At 69.7% G+C, this 21,312-nt stretch carries 17 protein-coding genes; 8 read left to right on the top strand and 9 right to left on the bottom strand.

Features of this window, described 5'->3' with window-relative positions; all coding sequences use genetic code 11:
- Positions 1–74: 74 nt before the first annotated feature.
- A complete protein-coding gene (locus tag ABT130_RS24865) occupies positions 75–1,070 on the top strand; it encodes a hypothetical protein (protein WP_350959028.1) in 996 nt (331 codons plus the stop codon).
- 67 nt (positions 1,071–1,137) lie between these two features.
- On the opposite strand, the gene ABT130_RS24860 is transcribed toward ABT130_RS24865, so the two are convergent.
- Positions 1,138–1,707: a sterol carrier family protein gene (locus ABT130_RS24860; RefSeq protein ID WP_502992209.1), complete on the bottom strand. Its 570-nt coding sequence runs from the start codon at positions 1,705–1,707 to the stop codon at positions 1,138–1,140.
- A 64-nt stretch (positions 1,708–1,771) separates the two neighbouring features.
- Between ABT130_RS24860 and ABT130_RS24855 the strand changes: the two genes are divergently transcribed.
- Positions 1,772–3,835 (top strand): PhoX family protein, encoded by a 2,064-nt coding sequence (locus ABT130_RS24855; RefSeq protein WP_451935537.1) that lies wholly within the window; start codon positions 1,772–1,774, stop codon positions 3,833–3,835.
- Between the two features lie 74 nt (positions 3,836–3,909).
- Here the strand turns inward: ABT130_RS24855 and ABT130_RS24850 are convergent, their stop codons facing one another.
- From ABT130_RS24850 to ABT130_RS24835, 4 genes are all read right to left on the bottom strand, one after another.
- Positions 3,910–4,560, bottom strand: a complete 651-nt coding sequence (locus ABT130_RS24850; RefSeq protein ID WP_350959025.1) for a hypothetical protein — start codon at positions 4,558–4,560, stop codon at positions 3,910–3,912.
- Between the two features lie 201 nt (positions 4,561–4,761).
- A complete protein-coding gene (locus ABT130_RS24845; protein WP_350929756.1) occupies positions 4,762–6,243 on the bottom strand; it encodes an MFS transporter in 1,482 nt (493 codons plus the stop codon).
- Positions 6,244–6,470: 227 nt separating this feature from the next.
- Positions 6,471–7,103, bottom strand: a complete 633-nt coding sequence (locus ABT130_RS24840) for a Crp/Fnr family transcriptional regulator (RefSeq protein ID WP_350959022.1) — start codon at positions 7,101–7,103, stop codon at positions 6,471–6,473.
- Between the two features lie 93 nt (positions 7,104–7,196).
- Positions 7,197–9,245 carry an adenylate/guanylate cyclase domain-containing protein gene (locus tag ABT130_RS24835; RefSeq protein WP_350959020.1) on the bottom strand — a complete coding sequence of 683 codons (2,049 nt, stop codon included), beginning with the start codon at positions 9,243–9,245 and terminating at the stop codon, positions 7,197–7,199.
- A 242-nt stretch (positions 9,246–9,487) separates the two neighbouring features.
- On the opposite strand from ABT130_RS24835, the gene ABT130_RS24830 reads away from it, so the two are divergent.
- The gene (locus ABT130_RS24830; RefSeq protein ID WP_350959017.1) at positions 9,488–10,429 is read left to right on the top strand and encodes a collagen-like domain-containing protein; all 942 of its coding nucleotides are present in this window, start codon (positions 9,488–9,490) and stop codon (positions 10,427–10,429) included.
- 181 nt (positions 10,430–10,610) lie between these two features.
- Here ABT130_RS24830 and purL read toward each other — a convergent pair whose 3' ends face one another.
- From purL to purS, 4 genes are all read right to left on the bottom strand, one after another.
- Complete coding sequence (gene purL, locus ABT130_RS24825; protein ID WP_350959015.1) at positions 10,611–12,866, bottom strand: phosphoribosylformylglycinamidine synthase subunit PurL; 2,256 nt, start codon at positions 12,864–12,866, stop codon at positions 10,611–10,613.
- Positions 12,863–13,546, bottom strand: a complete 684-nt coding sequence (gene purQ / locus ABT130_RS24820) for a phosphoribosylformylglycinamidine synthase subunit PurQ (RefSeq protein ID WP_350929761.1) — start codon at positions 13,544–13,546, stop codon at positions 12,863–12,865. Before purQ ends, purL begins: the two co-directional genes overlap by 4 nt.
- Positions 13,547–13,729: 183 nt before the next feature.
- A complete protein-coding gene (locus ABT130_RS24815; protein ID WP_350929762.1) occupies positions 13,730–14,197 on the bottom strand; it encodes an ATP-binding protein in 468 nt (155 codons plus the stop codon).
- Positions 14,198–14,339: 142 nt separating this feature from the next.
- A complete protein-coding gene (gene purS, locus ABT130_RS24810) occupies positions 14,340–14,585 on the bottom strand; it encodes a phosphoribosylformylglycinamidine synthase subunit PurS (RefSeq protein ID WP_350929763.1) in 246 nt (81 codons plus the stop codon).
- A 299-nt stretch (positions 14,586–14,884) separates the two neighbouring features.
- On the opposite strand from purS, the gene pdhA reads away from it, so the two are divergent.
- The 5 genes from pdhA to ABT130_RS24785 all read left to right on the top strand — a co-directional run bounded on the left by pdhA (position 14,885) and on the right by ABT130_RS24785 (position 21,205).
- Positions 14,885–15,976, top strand: coding sequence for a pyruvate dehydrogenase (acetyl-transferring) E1 component subunit alpha (gene pdhA, locus ABT130_RS24805; RefSeq protein WP_350929764.1), 1,092 nt, complete (start codon positions 14,885–14,887; stop codon positions 15,974–15,976).
- Complete coding sequence (locus ABT130_RS24800) at positions 15,973–16,950, top strand: alpha-ketoacid dehydrogenase subunit beta (RefSeq protein ID WP_350929765.1); 978 nt, start codon at positions 15,973–15,975, stop codon at positions 16,948–16,950. The genes pdhA and ABT130_RS24800 overlap by 4 nt, the downstream gene beginning before the upstream one ends.
- Before the next feature lie 12 nt (positions 16,951–16,962).
- The gene (locus tag ABT130_RS24795) at positions 16,963–18,378 is read left to right on the top strand and encodes a dihydrolipoamide acetyltransferase family protein (RefSeq protein WP_350959012.1); all 1,416 of its coding nucleotides are present in this window, start codon (positions 16,963–16,965) and stop codon (positions 18,376–18,378) included.
- A gap of 626 nt (positions 18,379–19,004) precedes the next feature.
- Positions 19,005–20,735, top strand: a complete 1,731-nt coding sequence (locus tag ABT130_RS24790) for an ABC transporter ATP-binding protein (protein ID WP_350959010.1) — start codon at positions 19,005–19,007, stop codon at positions 20,733–20,735.
- Between the two features lie 176 nt (positions 20,736–20,911).
- Positions 20,912–21,205: a Dabb family protein gene (locus ABT130_RS24785; RefSeq protein WP_350959008.1), complete on the top strand. Its 294-nt coding sequence runs from the start codon at positions 20,912–20,914 to the stop codon at positions 21,203–21,205.
- The last annotated feature ends 107 nt before the right edge of the window (positions 21,206–21,312 follow it).

The raw sequence follows: 21,312 nt of genomic DNA, 5'->3' as shown, positions 1-21,312 counted from the left end.
TGTCAGCCTGTTTCGTCGGCAGGTGACAGGGGAGTGTGAGATATCCGGCATGCCCAAGCGTCGGGAGAAGAGACGTGACAACACCTGTGGACCCGAACCAGCCCGATCCGCGGCGGGAGCCGTGGAAGGAGCCGGATCCCGAGTCGCCCGTACCCGACCCCGGCGAGACGCCGAACCGGCCACCGCCCCCCGTTCCCGAAGAGCCGAGGGTGCCGCCGCACCCGGACACGCCGGTCGCGCCGGAGGTCCCCCAGCCTGACCAGGCCGGTGATCCGGACGCCCCCAAGGGGGACGAGACGCCGGAGTCCGGTGGGCGGGAGCGGGAAGTCCCCGAACCGGAGGAACGGCCGCCGCACCCCGTGCCCGGTGCCACGCCCGCCGCGTATCCCGGCTGGGAGGGCGCCTCGGAGGCTCCGGGCGGTCCTGATCACCCCGGCCCCACCCAGCCCTCGCGCTACGAACCGCCTGAGCCCTCGGCGGAACCCGCGGCCCAGCCTCGGCCCACCGAGCCCGCTCCCGGCACTCCCCAGCCGGGCTATTCGGGCCGGCACGCCTACGGGGAGCAGCCGAGATACGGGGAGGCCCAGCAGGCCGGGCAGCCCTACGGAGGTCCCGGCCCGCAGACGCCGTCCGCGGAGGGCCCCTACCAGCCGCCTCAGGGCGCGCCAGGCCCTTACCAGCCGCCGCCGTACCCGCCGCCTGGCATGCCCGCCTATCCGGGCGCCGCGCCTTATCCGGCGTATCCGGGTGAGGGGCGCAGGCAGAGCGACGGGCTCGGCACCGCCGCGCTCGTGCTCGGGATCGTGGCCATCGTGTCGCTCGTCGTCTGCGGCCTCGGTGTGCTGGTGGCGATCGTCGGCCTGATCGTCGGCATCGTCGCGCTCGTCAAGAAGTCCGCCCCGGGCAGGGCCTGGGTGGGCATAGCGCTGAGCGTCCTCACTCTGATCATCGCGGCGGCGTTCCTGAGCTGGCTCTACAGCAAGATCGGCGACTGCGCCAACCTGCCACCGGAGCTACAGCAGCGCTGCATCGAGGACAGGTTCGGCGTCCGGCTCCAGCCCACCCCCTGAGGGGCGGTGGGGCGGTGAGCCTCCAGAGAGGCTCAGCGTCCCACCATGTGCCGGGGAACGGCGAGGGCTATCGCAGAGGCAGATGCTCCGACAGGTCGGCGCGGGCTCCGCTCGCCGCGACCTTACCGGCGGCCATCGCCGCAGACCAGGTCAGACGGCCGGTGGCCAGGTCCAGCCAGGTGCGCGCGTCGGTCTCCACCACGTTGGGCGGGGTGCCGCGGGTGTGCCGGGGACCTTCCACGCACTGCACCGCCGCGTAGGGCGGGACCCGGACCTCGACGGTCCGGCCGGGAGCGGCCGTCGCCAGCCTGTCCAGCAGGTGCCGTACGGCGAAGCGGGTGATCTCCCGTTCCGGGCGGATCTCTCGCTCGAAGGCTCGCAGCACCACGCTCACGCAGGCGTCCAGCAGCGCCGTGACCCCGGTAGGGCCGTCGTAGGGCGGCTCGTCGAGGGAGCTCAGCTGGGTGTCGAGAACGGCGTGAACCTTGGCGGGATCGGGCTTGTAAGGCGGCACGCCCTCCATGATGCCCGCCGGAGCGGGCCGTCCCGACGACAGGGCACCGCCGAGCTGCTCGATCCCGATGATCGCCGGGCCCGCTCCACCGAACGGTTCACCGTCCGGGCAAATGTCGTTCACCTCAGGTTTGGCCGGCGCACGTAGCGTCCGGGCGGTAAGACTCCACCCCTTTTTGGAGGACCCTGTGGCGAACATGTCGCCGCGTCGCCTGCTGCCCCTGCTCATGAGCCCTCACAAGGGTGGCCGCAGCGCGCTCACCTGCCGGTTCCGTTGCGGTGACCAGTGCGCCCACGATGTGATGAACACCAGTGACAACACCTACTTCGGCGACGTGGTCGCCGAGGCGATGACCCGGCGCGGGGTGCTGCGCGCGGGCGCCCTGGGCGCCGTCGTCGCCGGGGTGGGGGTCGGTACGGCGCTCCCTGCCGTCGCCGACCCGGACCGGGGGGCGAAGGCCACCGGCCGGAAGGGCGGCCCGCGCTTCACCGCCATCGCGCCGAACACCGACGACAAGGTGACGGTCCCCACGGGCTACCTGTCGGCGGTCGTGGTGGGCTGGGGTGACCCGGTGCTGCCCGGCGCTCCGGCGTTCGACTTCGAGAACCAGACGGCCGCCGCGCAGGCCAAGCAGTTCGGCTACAACTGTGACTACGTGACGCTCTTCCAGCTGGGGCAGCACCGTGGCCTGCTCTGGGTCAACCACGAGTACACCGACGAGAACCTGATGTTCCGCGGTTACACGGACGGCACCGCCGCGACGGAGGAGCAGATCAGGATCGCGATGGCCGCGCACGGCGGCTCGGTGGTCGAGGTCGAGCGGGTGGGCGCCTCCGGCCAGTGGAGGCTGGTGACCAAGGGCTCCCGTCGCTACAACCGTCGCATCACCGTGCAGACCCGGATGAGGTTCACCGGCCCGGCGGCCGGCAGCGACCTGCTGAAGACCGCGGCCGACCCGAGGGGCACCACGCCGGTCGGCATGCTGAACAACTGCGCGGGCGGCACCACGCCGTGGGGCACGGTGCTCAGCGGCGAGGAGAACTTCAACCAGTACTTCGTCAACGGCAACGGCGTGCCCGAGGCGCAGAAGCCCTACCTCACCCGGTACGGGGTGAGCGCCACGACGGGCATCCCGAGTGGAAACCGCAGGTTCGACCGGGTCGAGGACCGGTTCGACCTGGCGAAACACCCGAACGAGATCAACCGTACCGGCTGGATCGTGGAGATCGACCCGTTCGATCCGGACTCCACCCCGATCAAGCGCACCGCCCTGGGCAGGCTGGCCCACGAGGGCGCCACCACCTCCCTGGCCGCCGACGGCCGGGTGGTGGCCTACATGGGGGACGACTCCCGGTTCGAGTACGTCTACAAGTTCGTCTCCAGGAAGCGCTACATTCCCGGCTTCGACCGGAACAACCGGGACCTGCTGGACGACGGCACGCTGTACGTGGCCAAATTCACCGGAGACAGCCCCGCCACCGAGATCGACGGCACCGGCAGGCTCCCGGCCGACGGGCAGTTCGACGGCTCGGGCGAGTGGATCCCGCTGGTCACCGGTGACGTCTCGCACGTGCCGGGGATGACGGCCGCGGAGGTGCTCGTCTACACCCGGGTGGCGGCCGACAAGGTCGGGGCGACCAAGATGGACCGCCCCGAGGACGTGGAGCGCAACCCCGTCACCGGCGGCGTCTACGTGGCGCTGACCAACAACACCAACCGGACTCCGGCCCAGGTGGACGAGGCCAACCCGCGCCCGGCCAACAAGCACGGCCACATCCTGGAGATCGTCGAGCGGCGGAACGACGCCGGGGCCACGACCTTCGCCTGGTCCCTGCCGCTGGTCTGCGGCGATCCGAACGACCCCGCGACCTACTTCGCCGGGTTCGACAAGACCAAGGTCTCGGCGATCTCCTGCCCGGACAACGTGGCCTTCGACGCCGACGGCAACCTCTGGATCGCCACGGACGGCAGCCAGCTCGGTGCCAACGACGGCCTGTTCGTCATGCCGGTCCGTGGTTCCGAGCGCGGCCACCTCAAGCAGTTCCTGAGCGTGCCGGTCGGCGCGGAGACCTGCGGCCCGCTGGTCAGTGCGGACCAGCGCAGCGTCTTCGTGGCCGTGCAACACCCCGGCGAGACCAACGGCGCCACCCCCGAGGCTCCCAGCAGCCACTGGCCGGACGGCGGCACCTCCCAGCCCCGCCCGTCCGTCGTGGTCGCCTGGCACGCGAGGGGCGGCAAGATCGGCTCCTGACCGCCGTCTCCGCTTCCGGGAAGCACGGGTCCGATCCTCGTGGCGTGAGGATCGGACCCGTTGGCGACACCCGATCAGTCGAAGAACTGCCAGATGCTGAATCTCCGTACGAAGAGCGGGGCGGAGGACCGGCCGGTCACCCGGATCCGCCTGATCCGGGTTTTCTTGTTCATCGTGACCTTCACGCACTTCAGGCAGGCCCCGTGGGGTCCGGGCAGGGCGAAGTAGGAGATGGACGCGGCGCGGTGTGCCAATCCCCGGTCGGAGAGTCCTACCCCGATCTCCCGGTAGATACGGTTCGACCCTTTCAGGTTGAACGCGGTGGAGCCGACGATCGCGTGGTTCGACGAGGGAGGGCAGTGCACGAATATCCGGACGTGGCTGGCCTGGCGGGGCCACGGGGGAAGGATGCGGAGCGACGGGACGTTCTTCAGCGCCTTGGGGATGGTGTTTCTGCCCCCTATAGGGGGAATTGTCACCGTCTGATGGTTTTTGGTGGTGACGGTGGCGGTGGTGTCGGAGGTGGCGCTGGACGTCACTGTGGCGCTGGGTGTGGGTGTGGGGGTGGGGGTGGGGGTGGGGGTAGGGGTGGCGCTGGGGGTGGGTGTGGACGTCGTCGTGGGGCTGGGTGTGGGCGTGGGTGTGGGGGTGGCGTCCGGTTCTATCGGAACGCCCGGACTCATCATGAGCGCGGTGGCCATCCCGATTCGTGTGACGAAACGCATGTGCTCCTCCTGTCGGACACCCGAGGGGCGGTGCGACGCGGGTTTCTGGGGAGAAGACATGTCCGGGACGACCCGGGCGGGGGTGCCGGCATCCATCCTGATCAGGCGGGCCGTCTCCATTATGTCGGCCATATCGCACAAGGAGGGGGAGACACGCTGGTACGGGGCCATGTCCGGTTATCGGGCCCGCCGCCGAGCCGATCAGTCGTTCCCGGCCACCCGAAGGGGACGGCGAGGGCGGGCCAGCGCCGCGGCGACGGCCCCGCACAGGGCGACGGAGAACAGGACCGCGTAGGTCCGCTGGAAGCCGGCCATCAGGTGGTCCACGGCGACGGGGGAGAGGCGCGACAGCGTGCCCGCGTACACCTGCCCGCGTAGCTCGGCGCTGACCGAGCCGGTCAGCACGCTGAGCGTGAGGGCGACCCCCAGCACGATCCCGACATTCATGATCATAAGCCGGAAGCCGTTCACCACTCCCAGGCTCCCCGCCGGCAGAGCCGCCATGACCTGGGTGGTGTTGCCGGTCAGGAAGGTGCCGCTGCCGCAGCCGCACAGGAACAGGCCAACCCCGATGATCCAGTACGGCGTGGCGGGAGCGGTGTTCAGGAGCAGGATGCCCAGCCCGGCCGCGCTCATCAGGGTGCCCCCCACCGACAGCGCGTACGGCCTGATCCGGCGGCCGAGGGCGCCGGTGACCGGGGAGGCCAGGGCCATGCCGATCGGGACAGGGAGCACGCCCAGGGCCGCGGTGACGGCGTCGACGCCCCTGGCGGCCTGGAAGTAGAGGGCGACCAGCAGGATCAGCGCCGAGCGCGCCAGCGCGTTGCAGAAGGAGGCGAGGTTGGCGAAGGCCAGCATGCGCTCGCCGAACAGGCGCACGTTGAGTACGGGGTGCGACGCCCGGCGCTCCACCAGGACCAGCACCGGGACCAGCGCCACCGCGATCGCCATGCCGACGGTCACCACGGGGCTGGACAGGCCCCGGGACCCCGCCTCGGAGAGCGCGATCAGGGCCGCGGAGAGGGCGGCGAACACGATCAGGTTGCCGAGCGCGTCCACCGGCCTGCGCGCCCCCCGGGGCCCCCGGCGCAGCGTGAGCGCTCCCCAGACCAGGGCGGTCAGCCCGGCCGGTACGTTCATCCAGAAGATCCACTGCCAGCCGGCGGTCTCGGCGATGAGGCCGCCCAGGGTGGGGCCGGCGAGCTGGGCGACCGAGAGCGTGCCGATGTAGACGCCCATGCCCTGGCTGAGCCTGTCCGGCGGGAAGGCGTCGGTGATGATCACGGTTCCGTTGGCGAGGACCATCGCGGCTCCGATCGCCTGCACGGCGCGCATCGCGATCAGGAACCAGACGCCGGGTGAGAGCCCGGCGAGCAGCGATCCGACGGTGAACAGGAGGAACCCCGCCAGATAGATCTCCCGTCGGCCGAGCAGGTCGGCCACCCGGCCGAAGAACACCAGCGTCGCGGTGTTGACGAGGAGGAAGGCCAGCAGGACCCAGCCGGCCGCGAACGCGTCCGCGTGAAAGTGCCTGACCACGGTGGGAAGTGCGACGTTCAGCGTGCTGCCGGAGATGCCGATCATGACCATGCCGAGGCTGGTGACCGAGCAGACCCGCCACGCGTACCGGAGTTTGGATAGGTATTCAGGGGATCCGGGCAGGTCTTGGGGGATTGCGACCATGAGCTACAGTCTGACGTACGTTGTACGTCGATCTTGATCCAGATCCGCCACAGAGCACGTCCAACCCGCTCGCGCCTCGCGTCAGGCCACATCCGGCGCGGACGGCAGCCGGGTGGCGGGGCACAGCACGCCCGTCCGGATCGCGTCCCGGGTCAGGCCGGAGGCGGTGATCGTGGTGCTCGTCACCGCCGGGGGCGACGTTTTCCCTCTCGCAGGTAGGCGCGCCCTCAGCGCGCCCGTCTGCGCAGGCCCTCCAAATCGTGGATGATCACGCGGCGGCGGCCCGTCTCGATCAGCCCGCGGTCGCGCAGGGAGCGCAACGCCTTGCTGACCGCCTCGCGGGAGGCTCCGGTCCAGCCGGCCAGCTCGTCCTGGGAGAGCGGCAACGTCACCCGGACCCCGCCGTTGGTGGGCTCGCCGTACCGCTCGGCCAGCTCGACCAGCCGGGTGGCCACCCGGCCCGTGGTGTCGAACGCGCCGTACTCGATCCGCTTGCGGTCGGAGTCGCGCATCTTGCCGATCACCATCCGCATGAGCAGCACCGCGACTCTCCCGTGGTCCCGCAGGTAGGCGGGAAAGTCGCGGACCGTGACTCCTTCGACGGGTTCGAGGGCGGTGATCGTGGCGGACCTGGGCAGCCCGTCGATCGCCGCGAACTCGCCGAGCAACGCCCCGGGTCCCCGGATCGCCAGGACCACCTCGCTGCCGATCGCGGTGTGCGAGGACACCTTGACCCGGCCGGATGTCAGGATGACCACCCAGTCGTTCACGTCGCCTTCGGTGAACATCGTCGCGCCCCTGTCCCAGCGCCGGGGACGCCCGGCGGCGTACAGAGCCGCTACCTCATCGCTCGTGAGCAATGTGATGAACTCACCTGGTTCGGGGGAAGAAGTCATAACCACCTCATGGTGATCTCGATCGTGTCCGTACGGCTCCCGGGGCGAGAGGCGCTGCTACGAGAGCCCGGACAGCACGTGGGCATGGACGGGTTGTTCCCTGCCCTTGAGGTTGAGCGGGCCCAGGGAACGAGTCTGGGCCCGGGGGCCGATCAGGTCGAGGGTGCTCTGGCCGATCACGACGCTGCCGGGATCGGCGATTCCCTCAAGTCTGGCGGCCACGTTGACGCAGTCGCCCATCGCGTTGAAACCGCGAAGCTCGGGGCTGCCGATGTTTCCGACAAGCGCCTCACCGGTATTGATCCCAATCCTGAAGCGGGGATAGCCGGGCATCCCCGCTGCGATCTTCTCGGCGGCCTCCTGCATCGCCAGGCCCGCCCGCACCGCGGCGAGGGCGTGGTCGGACTGCCGGGCGGGGGCGTTGAACAGCGCGAGCAGCGCGTCACCCACGAACTGCACGATCGTGCCGCCGTTGCCGAGCACGATGGGCACGGCCGCGGTGTGGTAGCGGTTCAACATCTCGACGATCTCGCCGGGCGCCACCCGCTCGGAGAAGCTCGTGAAGCCCTTCAGGTCGGCGAAGAGCGCGGTCAGTTCGACCAACTCGCCGCCGAGCGCGGCGGTCTGCGGGTCGGCCAGCAGTGACTGGGCCACGTCCGGCGACATGTACTGCCGAAAGAGGGTCTCCAGCTCGCTGTAGAGGCGGGCGTTCTCCAGGGAGATGGACAGCTGACCGGCCAGCATGGCGGCGAGCGCCTCGTCCTGCGGGGTTCTGCCGGTCGGCACCTCCAGCGCCCCGGCGAGCCTGCCCTTCACGGTCAGGGGGTGGACGACCTTCCTCTCCAGCCGGATCGGCTGGTCGCCGGGGAAGTCCTTCGGACCGTACTCCCTGGAGTTCACGGTGACCCGGCCGTTGTCGACCAGCTTGATCCGGACGTCTCCGTACGCCTGCCGTACGCGGTCGAGGCTCTGCGCCAGCAGTTCGCGCTCCGGCAGGCCCACGCGGGCCTTCCTGCCCACCTCGACCAGCGCGGCGAGCCTGTCGGTCAGCTCCCGCTCGTTGGCCAGTGCCTCACCCGCCCGGTCGAGCACCGCCACCTGGGACTCGGTGAGCTCGAACTTGCCCGCCAGCCTGTTCGCGATCGGAACCCTGCTCTCCTCCCTGCGCCGCAGGTGGCCGACGAGTTCCTCCAGGGCGGCCTCGTAGTCGGCTCTGATCCTGCGGACCGTCGCCGACAGCGCCACCGAGTCGAACAGCCCGGCGCTCGTGCCCTCCCGCCGGAACTGCAGGTAGGCGCTGTAGGCGACGAAGAGGAACGCGGTGGTCAGCAGCACGTGCCAGAGCCACCACGACAGGTGCCAGTTGTGGTGGGACAACCCCGCGACCAGGGACTCGGCGAGCAGCGTGTACGCGGTGACCAGGCTGATCAGCACGACCGCGGGGCGGCCACGGTGCAGCTGGAACATCATCGCGGCCGCCACCAGGTACAGGGCCACCCCGATCCACTCCAGGCCGCCCAGGCCGGTGCCCTCGGGGGGCGAGTCGCTCAGCGGGGTCAGGCCCGGCACCAGGCAGGCGATCCCCCACCCGGTGATCAGGGTGGCCAGACCGCCGCGTAGCCACATCTGGCGCCGCAGGACGATCTCGGCCGCTCGGTCCCCCAGGGGCAGCGCCGATATGAACGCGAACACCGAGGCGATGAGGAGGCCCACCGGGTGGGACAGGTCGAACCCGTGGCTCGGGGTGCCCAGGATGATGCCCGGGGTGCTCAGCCCGTGCACCAGGAAGGATCCGGCGCTGCTCAGGAAGACCAGCGAGACCAGGAGCAGGCGTGCGTCCGCCCGCCTGGCCGACGCCTCGCTGATCATGAGGCCCAGAACCAGGCTGATCCCGGCGACAGTGATGATCAACCAGAAATGACTGGGATTGTCCTGCAGGACGATGTTCAGGTCGGGCTGGGCCAGCAGCAGCCAGAGTCCGAGCATCGGCAGTGCCAGATGCAACGCCCACACCAGGGTGCGGACCGGCTGGGTCGCGGGCGGCAGGTACGGTTCCCGTTCGGAACGGTCTTGTGGGGCCGTGTCCGTCGGGTTGATGGTCGGCACGGTGGCCTCCGTGTCTGGAGAACCCGGTTGGTTCCCTGTGTTGTTCGTCCACGCCCAGTGGGCGGGTTCCCCCGAACGGCCCGATTATCCCGCACGCGACCGCTGTCGGCAGGCATCCGGACATTTGTGCTTCCGAGATCAAAGTGTGATGTTTCGCGAGTCAACCATTGGAACGGTTGAACCGTGTACTACGTGTATCTCTCCCATCACACCAGACTCTGGTGTCGCAGAAAGGAAGCCCAGTGGCTATCAAGTTGCCGGGCGGACGCACGCTCGCCGTCGTGACCGTTGGTGTGCTCGCCGGAACGTTGTTCACCGCGAGCGGCAGTGCCGTAGCCTCGTCGGCGGGTGCGGAGATCCACGCGTGTGTCCACAAGCAGACGCGCTACGCCCGCATCGTCAATGCGACGGCCAAGTGCAAGCCCACCGAGATCCGGATCAGATGGGGCCAGGAGAGCGAGGGCCAGCAGGGCATCGCCACCGCCGGACCGCAGGGACCGCAGGGAGCGCGCGGTGCACAGGGTCCCAAGGGCGACACCGGTTCGCAGGGTCCGCAGGGGCTGCGCGGTCTCCCCGGCAAGGACGGTGCCACCGGTCCGCAGGGCCCCAAGGGCGACACCGGTGCTCAGGGTCCGAAGGGCGAGGACGGCAAGGACGGCGCCCCCGGGGCGAAGGGCGCCGACGGCAAGGACGGTGCCACCGGTCCGCAGGGGCCGAAGGGTGTCGACGGCAAGAACGGCAAGGACGGCCGGAACGGCTTCAACGGCAAGGACGGCAAGGACGGCAAGGACGGTCTCCCCGGCAAGCCCGGTGCCGACGGCAAGCCCGGTCTCCCCGGTAAGGACGGTGTCGACGGCAAGGACGGTGCCAAGGGTGCTCAGGGTCCGGCCGGCCCGGCGGGTCCGACCGGTCCTGCGGGTCCCGCGGGTAAGGACGGCACCGGCGCCAAGCCCACCATCACCACCGTCACCGACTCCTTCACCTTCGGCGGTCAGGGCGGAAGCGAGACCGTGAGCTGCGGTGCGGGCAAGGTCGTCACGGGCGGCGGCTTCAGCAGCAGCCCCGGTGGCGGTGGCGGCAGCTCTTCCGGTCAGATCTACACGAGCGCGCCCAGCGGCTCCTCCAGCTGGACCGTGAGCGGCAAGAACTCCAGCGGCACCGTCTACGCGCTCTGCATGGGCTGATCCCCGACTGAGCACGACAGCGCGACAGAGGGCCTCCCGGATGGCTTCCGGGGGGCCTTCTCCCATGTCGGGGGCCTTCTTCCAGGTTGGAGACGGACCCGACCGGGTGCCGTGCAAAGCATGGAAAACGAAAAGGGGGTACGGCTCATGCGAGCCGTACCCCCTCCGCGGTGCCTGAGGATCAGCCGAAGATGCCCGGCAGGGTGGACGTGTGGGTCTGGCGGAGCTCGGTGACCGGGATGTCCAGCACGCCCTTGATGTTCAGGGAGTCACCGCCGGTGGTGCCCAGGCCGTAGCAGGGCACCTCGTGGGCCGCGCACAGCTTCGCGAAGGTGTCGAACGACTCGGGCCTGATGGTCACCAGCGCGCGGGCCGACGACTCGCTGAACAGCTCGACGAACGCGTCGTCGCCGGTCAGGGAGACCGCGCAGCCGATGCCCTGGGCGAGACAGGCCTCGGCGAGGGCGATGGCCAGCCCGCCGTCGGACAGGTCGTGGGAGCCGGTCAGCAGTCCCTGCGAGGCGGCCGTGGTCAGGACGAGAGCCAGGTCGCGCTCCGAGGCCAGCCGTGCCTTGGGCGGCAGGCCGCCCAGGTGGCCGTGGGCCACGTGCGCCCACTCCGAGCCGCCGAACTCCGCCTCGGTCTCGCCGAGCAGCACGATCCGGTCGCCGTCACCGGTGAAACCGGACCGTACCCGGGTGGCCACGTCGTCGATGACACCGAGCACGCCGACGACCGGCGTCGGGTGGATCGGGACGGATCCCGTCTGGTTGTAGAACGAGACGTTTCCGCCGGTCACCGGGACGCCGAGGATCTTGCAGGCGTCGGCCAGGCCGCGCACGGCCTCGGCGAACTGCCACATGACCTCGGGGTCCTCGGGGGAGCCGAAGTTGAGGCAGTTGGTCACCGCCAGCGGCGTCGCGCCGGTGGTGGCCACGTTCCGGTACGCCTCGGCGAGGGCGAGCTGGGCACCCGCGTACGGGTCGAGGCGGGCGTAGCGGCCGTTGCCGTCGGTGGCCAGCGCGATTCCGCGCGTCGTCTCCTCGGCGCCGGGCATGGCCTCGCTGATCCGCAGCACGCCCGCGTCGGCGGGCTGGGCCAGCACGGTGTTGCCGCGGACGTAGCGGTCGTACTGGGAGGTGACCCACTCCTTGGACGCCAGGTTCGGTGAGCCGAGGAGCTCCAGCAGCGCCGCGCGCAGGTCGGTGGGGCGGGCGAGGCGCTTGGGAGTGTCGCTGTTCAGCGCGACCTGGCCGGCCGGCTCCTGGAACGGCCGCTCGTAGACCGGGCCCTCGTCGGCCGCGGTGCCCGGCGGGATGTCGACGATGGTCTCGCCGTGCCAGGTCATCACGAGGCGGCCTCCATCGGTGACCTCGCCGATCACGGTCGCGGGGATGTCCCACTTCGCGCAGATCGCCATGAAGGCATCGATGTCGTCGGGTGTGACGACCGCCATCATGCGCTCCTGCGACTCGCTCATCAGGATCTCCTCGGGCCGCAGCGAGGGATCGCGCAGCGGCACCAGGTCGAGCCTGACGTTCATGCCACCGGTGCCCTTGGCGGCGAGCTCGGTGGTCGCGCAGGAGACACCGGCGGCGCCGAGGTCCTGGATGCCGACGACCACGTCCGCCTGGTAGAGCTCCAGGCAGCACTCGATCAGCAGCTTCTCCATGAAGGGGTCGCCGACCTGGACGCTGGGGCGCTTGGCGTGCGAGGAGTCCTCGAAGGTGGCCGAGGCCAGCACGGACGCGCCGCCGATGCCGTCGGGGCCGGTCAGCGCGCCGAACAGGACCACCTTGTTGCCCGGTCCGGGGGCCACCGCGAGCTTGATCTGGTCCTTGCGGAGCAGGCCCACGCAGAGGGCGTTGACCAGCGGGTTGCCGATGTAGCAGGGGTCGAAGACGACCTCGCCGCCGATGTTGGGCAGGCCCAGGCAGTTGCCGTAGTGGCTGATGCCCTCGACCACGCCGGGCAGCACCCGCCGGGTGTCGTGGGCGTCGGCGCCGCCGAAGCGGAGCGCGTCCATCACCGCGACCGGCCGGGCGCCCATCGACATGATGTCGCGGACGATGCCGCCGACGCCGGTCGCCGCGCCCTGGTGGGGCTCGACGTAGGACGGGTGGTTGTGCGACTCGATCTTGAAGGTGGCGGCCCAGCCGTCACCGATGTCCACGACCCCGGCGTTCTCCCCCATGCCGACGAGCAGAGCCGCCGACTTGGGGGCCTTGGTGCCGAACTGACGCAGGTGCACCTTGGACGACTTGTAGGAGCAGTGCTCGCTCCACATGACGCTGTAAATGGCCAGCTCGGAGCTGGTGGGACGGCGGCCGAGGATCTCGCGGACCCGCTCGTACTCCTCGACCTTCATACCCAGCTCGGCGTACGGCTGACGCTCGCCGGGGGTCTCCTCGGCCCGCTTGACGGTGTCGAGACTCATGCGTTCACCAGCTTCTTCAGGATCGAGGAGAAGAAGGCGCGCCCGTCGGTGCTCGGGGCGCCGGTGAGGTCCTCGACGGCGTGCTCGGGGTGCGGCATGAGACCGACGATGTTGCCGGCCTCGTTGCGGATGCCCGCGATGTCGTTCAGGGAGCCGTTGGGGTTGCCACCCGTGTAGCGGAAGACGACCTGGCCGCCCGCCTCCAGCGCGCCCAGGGTCGCCTCGTCGGCGACGTAGCGGCCCTCCCCGTGCTTGATCGGCAGCACGATCTCCTGGCCCTCGGTGAAGTCGGAGGTCCAGGGGGTGGTGTTGCTCTCGACCCGGATGCCCTGGTCGCGGCAGATGTAGTGCAGCCCGGCGTTGCGCATCAGCGCCCCGGGCAGCAGGTGGGCCTCGCAGAGGATCTGGAAGCCGTTGCAGGTGCCGAGCACGGGTAGCCCGGCCCTGGCGGCGGGGATCAGCTCCTCCATCAGCGGGGCGAACCTGGAGATGGCCCCGCAGCGCAGGTAGTCCCCGTAGGAGAACCCGCCGGGCAGGAAGACCGCGTCCACCCCCTTGAGATCGGGATCCGCGTGCCACAGCGGCACGGCTTCGCCACCCGCGTGGCGCACGGCGCGGGCCGCGTCCTGATCGTCAAGAGTTCCTGGAAAAGTGACGACGCCCACGCGGGCAGCACTCATGGCAACGTTCCCCTCCGCAAACGGGCGCCGCGCCGGCGTCTCTTACATCGGACGTCGGTCTGCGGCGGTGCGTCCAGGCTATCCGCTCCGGACAAGCGGTCATACGCGGAGTGCCGGATCACACAACCGGGCAGCGGGCATGGGCGTCTTCCGGCCCGTATGAGGCCGGAGAGAGCGGCGGGACTATACGGCGGCGAGCACCCGGTCGCGGGAGAAGACGGCGTCGTCATCCCAGTCCAGGTGTTTGCGCAGGTGCACGACGGTGCCCCTGCCCGGGGTGATGTCGAAGGAGATCTCGTCCACCACCGCCTGCATGATGAGCAGGCCCCTGCCGTTCTCGACGTCGGCCGACGGGTAGTGCTCCGGCACTCCGACGAGGCCCTGGCCCCGGTCGATGATGCGGACGTCGCAGCGGCCGTGGCCGATGGCGGTCTCGACCTCGTAGCGGTTGGCCGGACCCCCGTGCCGCACGGCGTTGGCGCATGCCTCGGTCACCGCGAGCAGGATGTCGGAGACGCAGTCCTCGGTGACGCCGAGTGAGCGCAGGGAGTCGCCGAGCGCCCTGCGGACCATCGGGATGCCGATGGCCTGTCGTGGCAGAGCCAGCGAGAACTCCATGTCCACCGGTTTCCTCCCGGGGTCAGACGTCACCTCGTGAAGGCTTCCCTGCAGAATCCGGGCTAACCGCAAAATAACCGTAATGTTATTGACTAGTGGTCAAGCCGTGGGATTGCTCCGCCCATATTGCCGGATATAGCTGGATCTGGGCGGTTGATCTGCGCGGAGTGACGGCCTAGGACTCGACAGTGACGGTGTAGTCCTCGATCACCGTGTTGGCGAGCAGGGTTTCGGCCATTTTCCGGACGTCCGAAAGTGCCGCCTCGTCGGCGGGCCCATCGACCTCCACCTCGAACCGCTTGCCCTGCCGTACCGCTGAGACACCGGAGAAGCCGAGCCGCGGCAGCGCGCGGGCGATCGCCTGCCCCTGCGCGTCGAGAATCTCGGGCTTCAGCATGACGTCGACGATGACGCGCGCCACGATGTTCCTCCTGGTTGCGACGGGGACGGTTCGGCGCCTCAAGAGTAACCGGCTCCGGCCGTGCTCAGGCGCGGGGGCCGGACCCGCGCCACGCGGACGAAACGGGCGGGTGAAAGGGAGCGCGCGGGGAACGGGGAGCATATGGACGCCGAGGTAGGTCTTGCGCACACGTATGTGACCTCTGCCACGATGGCCACAAGCGCGTACGAACCACCATCAGACGGGTCGAACGCGTCGCGAATCGGCCGGACAGCGGTGGCGAACCCATCCAGACGGCCCCTAGCACACAGGAGTGGCACGTGACAGCCGACGCCTCTCGTGGTGCGGAAGCACCCCCGGAGCTCATTCAACTGCTGACACCGGAAGGAGAACGGGTCGAGCATCCCGACTACGACATCGATCTGACCCCCGAGGAGATCCGAGGTCTCTACCGGGACCTGACCCTGGTCCGCCGCGTCGACCTGGAGGCCGTGGCCCTGCAACGCCAGGGCGAACTGGGTCTGTGGGCATCGCTGCTCGGACAGGAGGCCGCGCAGATCGGCTCCGGCCGGGCGCTGACCGAGGCCGACATGGCATTCCCGACCTACCGCGAGCACGGGGTGGCCTGGTGCAGGGGCGTCGACCCGGTGAACCTGCTCGGCATGTTCCGCGGCGTCAACCACGGAGGGTGGGACCCCGCGGAGCACAACTTCCACCTCTACACCATCGTGATCGGCAGCCAGACCCTGCACGCGGTCGGCTACGCCATGGGCATCCAGCGCGACGGTGCCGAGGCCGCCTCGATCGTCTACTTCGGCGACGGCGCCACCTCCCAGGGTGATGTGAACGAGGCCTTCATCTGGGCCTCCGTGTTCAACGCGCCGGTGGTGTTCTTCTGCCAGAACAACCAGTGGGCCATCTCCGAGCCGCTGGAGAAGCAGACCCGCATCCCCCTGTACCGCAGGGCCAGCGGGTTCGGGTTCCCCGGTGTCCGGGTCGACGGCAACGACGTCTTCGCCTGTCTGGCCGTCACCCGAAAGGCACTGGCCGAGGCCAGGTCGGGGCAGGGGCCCGTGCTGATCGAGGCGTTCACCTACCGGATGGGCGCCCACACCACCTCCGACGACCCGACCCGCTACCGGGTGGCCGCAGAGTTGGAGGGATGGAAGCTCAAGGACCCGATCGAGCGGGTCAGGGCCTACATGTTCAAGAACCAGATCGCCGACCAGGACTTCTTCGACACGATCGACGCGGAGGCCGACGAGCTCGGACGGGACGTCCGCAAGCGCTGCCTCGCGCTGCCCGACCCCGAACCGCTGGCCATCTTCGACCATGTCTACGCCGAGCCGCACTCCCTGATGGACGCCGAGCGCGCGGAGTTCGCCACCTACCTTGAGGGGTTCGAGGCATGACCATTCTCACGCTGGCCAAGGCGCTCAACGAGGGCATGCGCAAGGCCATGGAGGACGACTCCAAGGTCCTCGTCATGGGGGAGGACGTGGGCAAGCTCGGCGGTGTGTTCCGGGTGACCGACGGCCTGCAGAAGGACTTCGGCGAGCAGCGGGTCATCGACACCCCGCTGGCCGAGTCGGGCATCATCGGGACGGCCATCGGCCTCGCGCTCCGGGGCTACCGCCCGGTCTGCGAGATCCAGTTCGACGGATTCGTCTTTCCCGCGGCCGACCAGATCATCACGCAGCTCGCCAAGATGCCGTTGCGCTCGCTGGGCAAGCTGAGACTGCCGGTGGTCGTCCGGATCCCCTGCGGCGGTGGCATCGGCGCGGTGGAGCACCACAGCGAGTCGCCCGAGGCGTACTTCACGCACACCGCGGGCCTGCGCGTCGTGGCCTGCTCCAACCCGGCCGACGGCTACGCCATGATCCAGCAGGCGATCCGCTGCGAGGACCCCGTCGTCTTCTTCGAGCCCAAGCGGCGCTACTGGGAGAAGGCCGAGGTGGATGTCGACTCCTCGGACTGGACCCCCTTCGACGAGGCCAAGGTGGTACGGCAGGGCACGGACGCCACCCTGCTCGCGTACGGGCCGATGGTGAAGACCTGCCTGGAGGCCGCGAAGGCGGCCGAGGACGACGGCCGGTCCCTGGAGGTCGTGGACCTGCGCTCGCTCAATCCGCTCGACGTCCCGAAGATCACGGAGTCGGTGCGCAGGACCGGGCGCTGCATCGTGGTGCACGAGGCGCCCGTCTACAACGGCTTCGGCGCGGAGATCGCCGCCCGCGTCACCGAGGAGTGCTTCTACAACCTGCAGTCCCCGGTCCTGAGGGTCGGAGGGCCCTCCACTCCCTATCCGCCCTCGCGGCTTGAGGACCACTACCTGCCCGATCTGGACAGGGTCCTGCACGCCGTCGACCGCGCGTTCGCGTTCTAGGGGAGGGCTGAAATGAAGGAGTTCAGGCTCCCCGACGTGGGAGAGGGACTGACCGAGGCGGAGATCGTCCGCTGGCACGTGAAGGTCGGAGACCCGGTCAAGGTCAACCAGACCATCGTGGAGATCGAGACCGCCAAGGCGGTCGTCGAGTTGCCCTGCCCGTTCGAGGGCGTCGTGGCGGCCCTGATGGCGGACGAGGGCGAGACCGTGGACGTCGGCAAGCCGATCATCTCGGTGGACGACGGTGCCGGTCCCGGGGCTCCCGTCGCGGAGCGGCCGGCGGCCCTGGCCGACGCCGCCGCCGACCTGGTGCCCGCGCCACCCGCCGAGGTGCGGCAGCCGGTGCTGGTGGGCTACGGCGTCAAGCCGGGTGCGGCCAAGCGCCGCCCCCGCAAACCGTCGCCGTCCGGCACCTCTCCCACCGGCGGCTCCCCTGCCGGTACGCCTCCCGCCGGTGCGTCCCTTGCCGGTACGGCCACCGGGTTGCGGTCACCCGAGGCGGTGCCGTCCGGTGTGCGGGAGGGCGGCGCCGGCACGGCCGCACCGCCTACGAATGCCGCGGTGCTGGCGAAGCCCCCGGTGCGGAAGCTGGCCAGGGATCTGGGCATCGACCTGACCGTTCTCACCGGGACCGGCCCGCACGGCTCGATCACCAGGGACGACGTCCAGGCCGCGGTCGGCGCCGCGACGGCCTGGCCGCGGTCGGCGGCCGTGACGCAGGCGGCGGAGGACGAGGAGCGGATCCCGATCAGGGGGGTGCGCAAGGCGACCGCGCAGGCCATGGTGGCCTCCGCGTTCACGGCGCCGCACGTGACGGAGTTCCTCCAGGTGGACATGACGGAGACCATGGACGCGGTCCGGCGCCTCCGGGAGCTGCCCGACTTCGCCGAGGTCAAGGTCTCGCCGCTGCTCCTGGTGGCCAAGGCCGTGCTCGTCGCCGCCCGCCGCCACCCGATGATCAACTCTGTCTGGGACGAGGCGCGTCAGGAGATCGTGGTCAAGCACCGCGTCAACCTGGGTATCGCCGCGGCCACCCCGCGCGGCCTGCTCGTCCCCAACGTCAAGGACGCCCACCTGCTGTCGCTCCCCGCTCTGGCCGGCGCCCTCGGCGCTCTCGCCGAGACCGCCAGAGCGGGCCGCACCCAGCCCGCGGACATGGCCGGGGGAACGATCACGATCACCAACGTGGGCGTCTTCGGGGTGGACTCGGGCACCCCGATCCTCAACCCCGGCGAATCGGCGATCCTGGCCCTCGGCCAGGTCAGGGATATGCCGTGGGTGGTGGACGGGCAGGTCGTGCCGCGTAAGGTCTGCACGCTCGCGGTCTCGTTCGACCACCGGGTGGTGGACGGGGAGATCGGCTCGCTGTTCCTGCGCGACGTCGGCGCGATGCTTGAGGACCCTCTCCGGATGCTCGCCTGGGGATGACCCGGTGATTCCGGAGCCGGTTTCATGACAGAGCGGTGATTCGCCTGCCGGGTAAATCCGGCAGGCGAATCGCTAAACATGACGGCCGGGCCTGTCAATTGGTGTTACGGGAAATGGGTGAGGACTCCGGGACGGCCCTCCCGGCCGCCGCGACGCCGTGCGGGCCGCCGTCCCGGCGATAATCGGGAAGCCGCTTTTTGTCCCCTGTGGATCAGGGTTTGTGGTGCGTATCCCCAGTTCGGGCAGGCGGTCGGGCTGCCGTGTGAAACTTTTGTCAGGCTTTGCTCTCGATACGTTTTACGGCCTTTCTGAATTGGTTGTTAAAACATCTTTAATGCGCGTCGATATGGGGTGTTTGTCTGGGTATGGGTGCTAGTGTCGTGGTTGGTAAGCGCGACAAGCTCAGCACGAAGGGGGAAGCCATGACTTTCAAGCAGCTCTTCCCGTCCAGCCAGTACGTGACCTGGGGTGGATGCTGCTGCCGGCGCCGCCGCTGTGGATGTGGGTGTGGCGGCGGGTGGTGGTGGTAACCAGATCCGGTGCTAGCAGAAACAAATGAGAGCCGGCGGGTGAACCGCCGGCTCTCATTCTCAGAGTCGCTCTCGCCCCACGGGGCGAGGGCAGCGGTGCGTCGTCCTCCCACGGCGCCGACGGTCTCCATCCGCAGGACCTTCCGGGAGTTCTGGCCGTACACCCGCGGCCTCCGCCGGCTGCTCGTGGCCGGTGGCGTGCTCGCCATCGTCGCGGCCGTCTGCGAGGTCGCCGCGATCGGCCTGTTCGGCTTCATCACCGACGAGGTGCTCAGCAAGCAGAACCTGGGGGCCTTCTGGCTCCCCGCGGCGGCCTGGCTGGGCCTCGCGGCCGTCGCGGGGCTGGTCTCCTTCGTGGGGTCCTACCTCACGGCCCTGGGCGGCGAGCGCTTCCTGCTGCGGCTGCGAGACAGGGTGTTCGAGCACATCCAGACGCTCACGCCCGACTTCTTCGACAACCGCCGCCTGGGTGACCTGATGGCCAGGCTCACCGACGACATCGAGGCCATCGAGGAACTCATCGCCTCCGGCCTGGTCAAGCTCTTCACCACGCTCGCCAGTGTCGTCTTCTTCGCCGGTGCGGCCTTCTACATCCGGTGGGACCTGGCACTGCTGACGTTCCTGCTGGCCCCGGCCTTCCTGCTGGTCTCCAAGGTCTTCGCGGGCAGGTTCAGGACCGTGTCGGCGCGCGAGCGGCTCAGCAACGGGACCATGAACAGCGTCATCGAGGAGAGCCTGTCCAACCAGGCGCTCGTCCAGTCCTACAACCGTCAGGGCACCGAGGCCGAGCGGCTGCACGCGGAGGGGAGCACCTGGATGCGGGCCAACGTGGCACAGGCGTGGCTGTCCTCCCTGTACGGGCCCGTCGTGCAGGTGATCGAGACCATCTGCCTGATCGCCATCCTCGGGTTCGGCGCGTGGGAGATCTCCTCGGGGCGCCTCACCATCGGCGGACTGCTCGCCTTCGCCGCCTACCTCGCCTACCTCTACCCGGCGGTGCAGAGCCTGGGGCAGATCGCCCTCACCGTCTCCGAGGCGGCGGCGGGCTCCGACCGGGTCATCGAGATCCTGCGGGCCCGGCCGGCCGTCACCGACCGCGAGGCCCCCGTCCATCTGGGGCGTGGCCGTGGCCGCGTCGAGTTCCAGGACGTCGGCTTCACCTACCCGAACAGGAGGAGGCCGACGTTGCGCGGCATGTCCTTCGTCGCCGAGCCCGGGGAACTGGTCGTGTGCACCGGGCCGAGCGGGGTGGGCAAGTCCACGCTCGCGAAGCTGCTGCTCCGCTTCTACGATCCCACCGCCGGGCGCATCCTGCTCGACGGAACCGACATCCGGGATCTGTCGCGCGAGTCGCTCCGTGACAACATCACCATCCTGCAGCAGGAGAACCTGCTCTTCTCGGGGACCGTACGCGACAACATCGCCTACGGCCGCCCCGGCGCGGACCTGGACGACATCGTCCGCGCCGCCGTCATGGCGGACGTCCACGACTTCGTCAACACGCTTCCCCGCAGGTACGACACGCCGATCGGGCAGCGTGGGCGACTGATGTCGGGCGGGCAGCGCCAGCGGATCGCCATCGCCAGGGCCATCCTGCGTGACGCCCCGGTGCTCGTCCTCGACGAGCCGATGACGGGGCTCGACGTGCTCACCGCGGAACGGATCATGGAACCGCTCAAGAGGCTCATGGCCGGCCGCACGACCATCCTGATCACCCACGATCTCCGCTTCATTCCCGAGGCGGCCCAGAAGATCGTGCTCGAAGCCGTGCCGCGGCGTTCCAGCCGGATAAGGATCAGCCGCCGTTCCGCACCGCGCTCGGTGTGAGCGCGGATCACCTCTCGACGGCGATTCAGGTCCCGGACGGGCCGCGACACCCGTCCGGGGCTCGCCGTCGTCCGTCACCCCGTCCCGCCCTGCCCCGCTCCGCGGTCGCGGGGCCGTTGCCGGTTCCGGTGACGCCTGGCCTTACGCTGGCCGGGCACCCAAACGAAGGGAAGATCATGTTCCGGCATGTCGTGCTGTTCACCTGGGCACAAGAGGCCACCGATGAGCAGAGGGCCAGGGTCGCGACGGAGCTCGGCAAGTTGCCCGAAGCCATCACGGAGATCCGCTCCTACACCCTTGGCACGGACGCGGGCGTGAACCCGGGCAACCACCAGTTCGCGGTCGTCGCGGACTTCGACAACGTCGACGACTACCTGGCCTACCGGGACCACCCGCTGCACCAGGCCGTGATCGCCGAGCACATCAAGCCGATCGTGGCCTCGCGGGCGGCGATCCAGTTCGAGCTCTAGGGCCTATCCCGCGGATCTTGCCGTGGCGAGGATCGGTCAGGTGGTGTCTCGCAAGGCGGAGGAGGGAGCCGCAGCGTGCTGCGGTGACCGGCGACAACGCGGCGAGG

Source organism: Streptosporangium sp. NPDC001681 (genome assembly GCF_040298085.1).
In the GTDB taxonomy this organism is placed as follows: domain Bacteria; phylum Actinomycetota; class Actinomycetes; order Streptosporangiales; family Streptosporangiaceae; genus Streptosporangium.
Note: the sequence above shows the minus strand (reverse complement) of the source record. Positions and strands in the feature narration are given on the sequence as shown.

Coding starts and splice junctions, on each gene's coding strand:
- ABT130_RS24800 (WP_350929765.1), top strand. CDS start 15,973: ATGACCATTCTCACGCTGGCCAAGGCGCTCAACGAGGGCATGCGCAAG.
- ABT130_RS24845 (WP_350929756.1), bottom strand. CDS start 6,243: ATGGTCGCAATCCCCCAAGACCTGCCCGGATCCCCTGAATACCTATCC.
- purQ (WP_350929761.1), bottom strand. CDS start 13,546: ATGAGTGCTGCCCGCGTGGGCGTCGTCACTTTTCCAGGAACTCTTGAC.
- purL (WP_350959015.1), bottom strand. CDS start 12,866: ATGAGTCTCGACACCGTCAAGCGGGCCGAGGAGACCCCCGGCGAGCGT.
- ABT130_RS24785 (WP_350959008.1), top strand. CDS start 20,912: ATGTTCCGGCATGTCGTGCTGTTCACCTGGGCACAAGAGGCCACCGAT.
- ABT130_RS24795 (WP_350959012.1), top strand. CDS start 16,963: ATGAAGGAGTTCAGGCTCCCCGACGTGGGAGAGGGACTGACCGAGGCG.
- ABT130_RS24850 (WP_350959025.1), bottom strand. CDS start 4,560: ATGCGTTTCGTCACACGAATCGGGATGGCCACCGCGCTCATGATGAGT.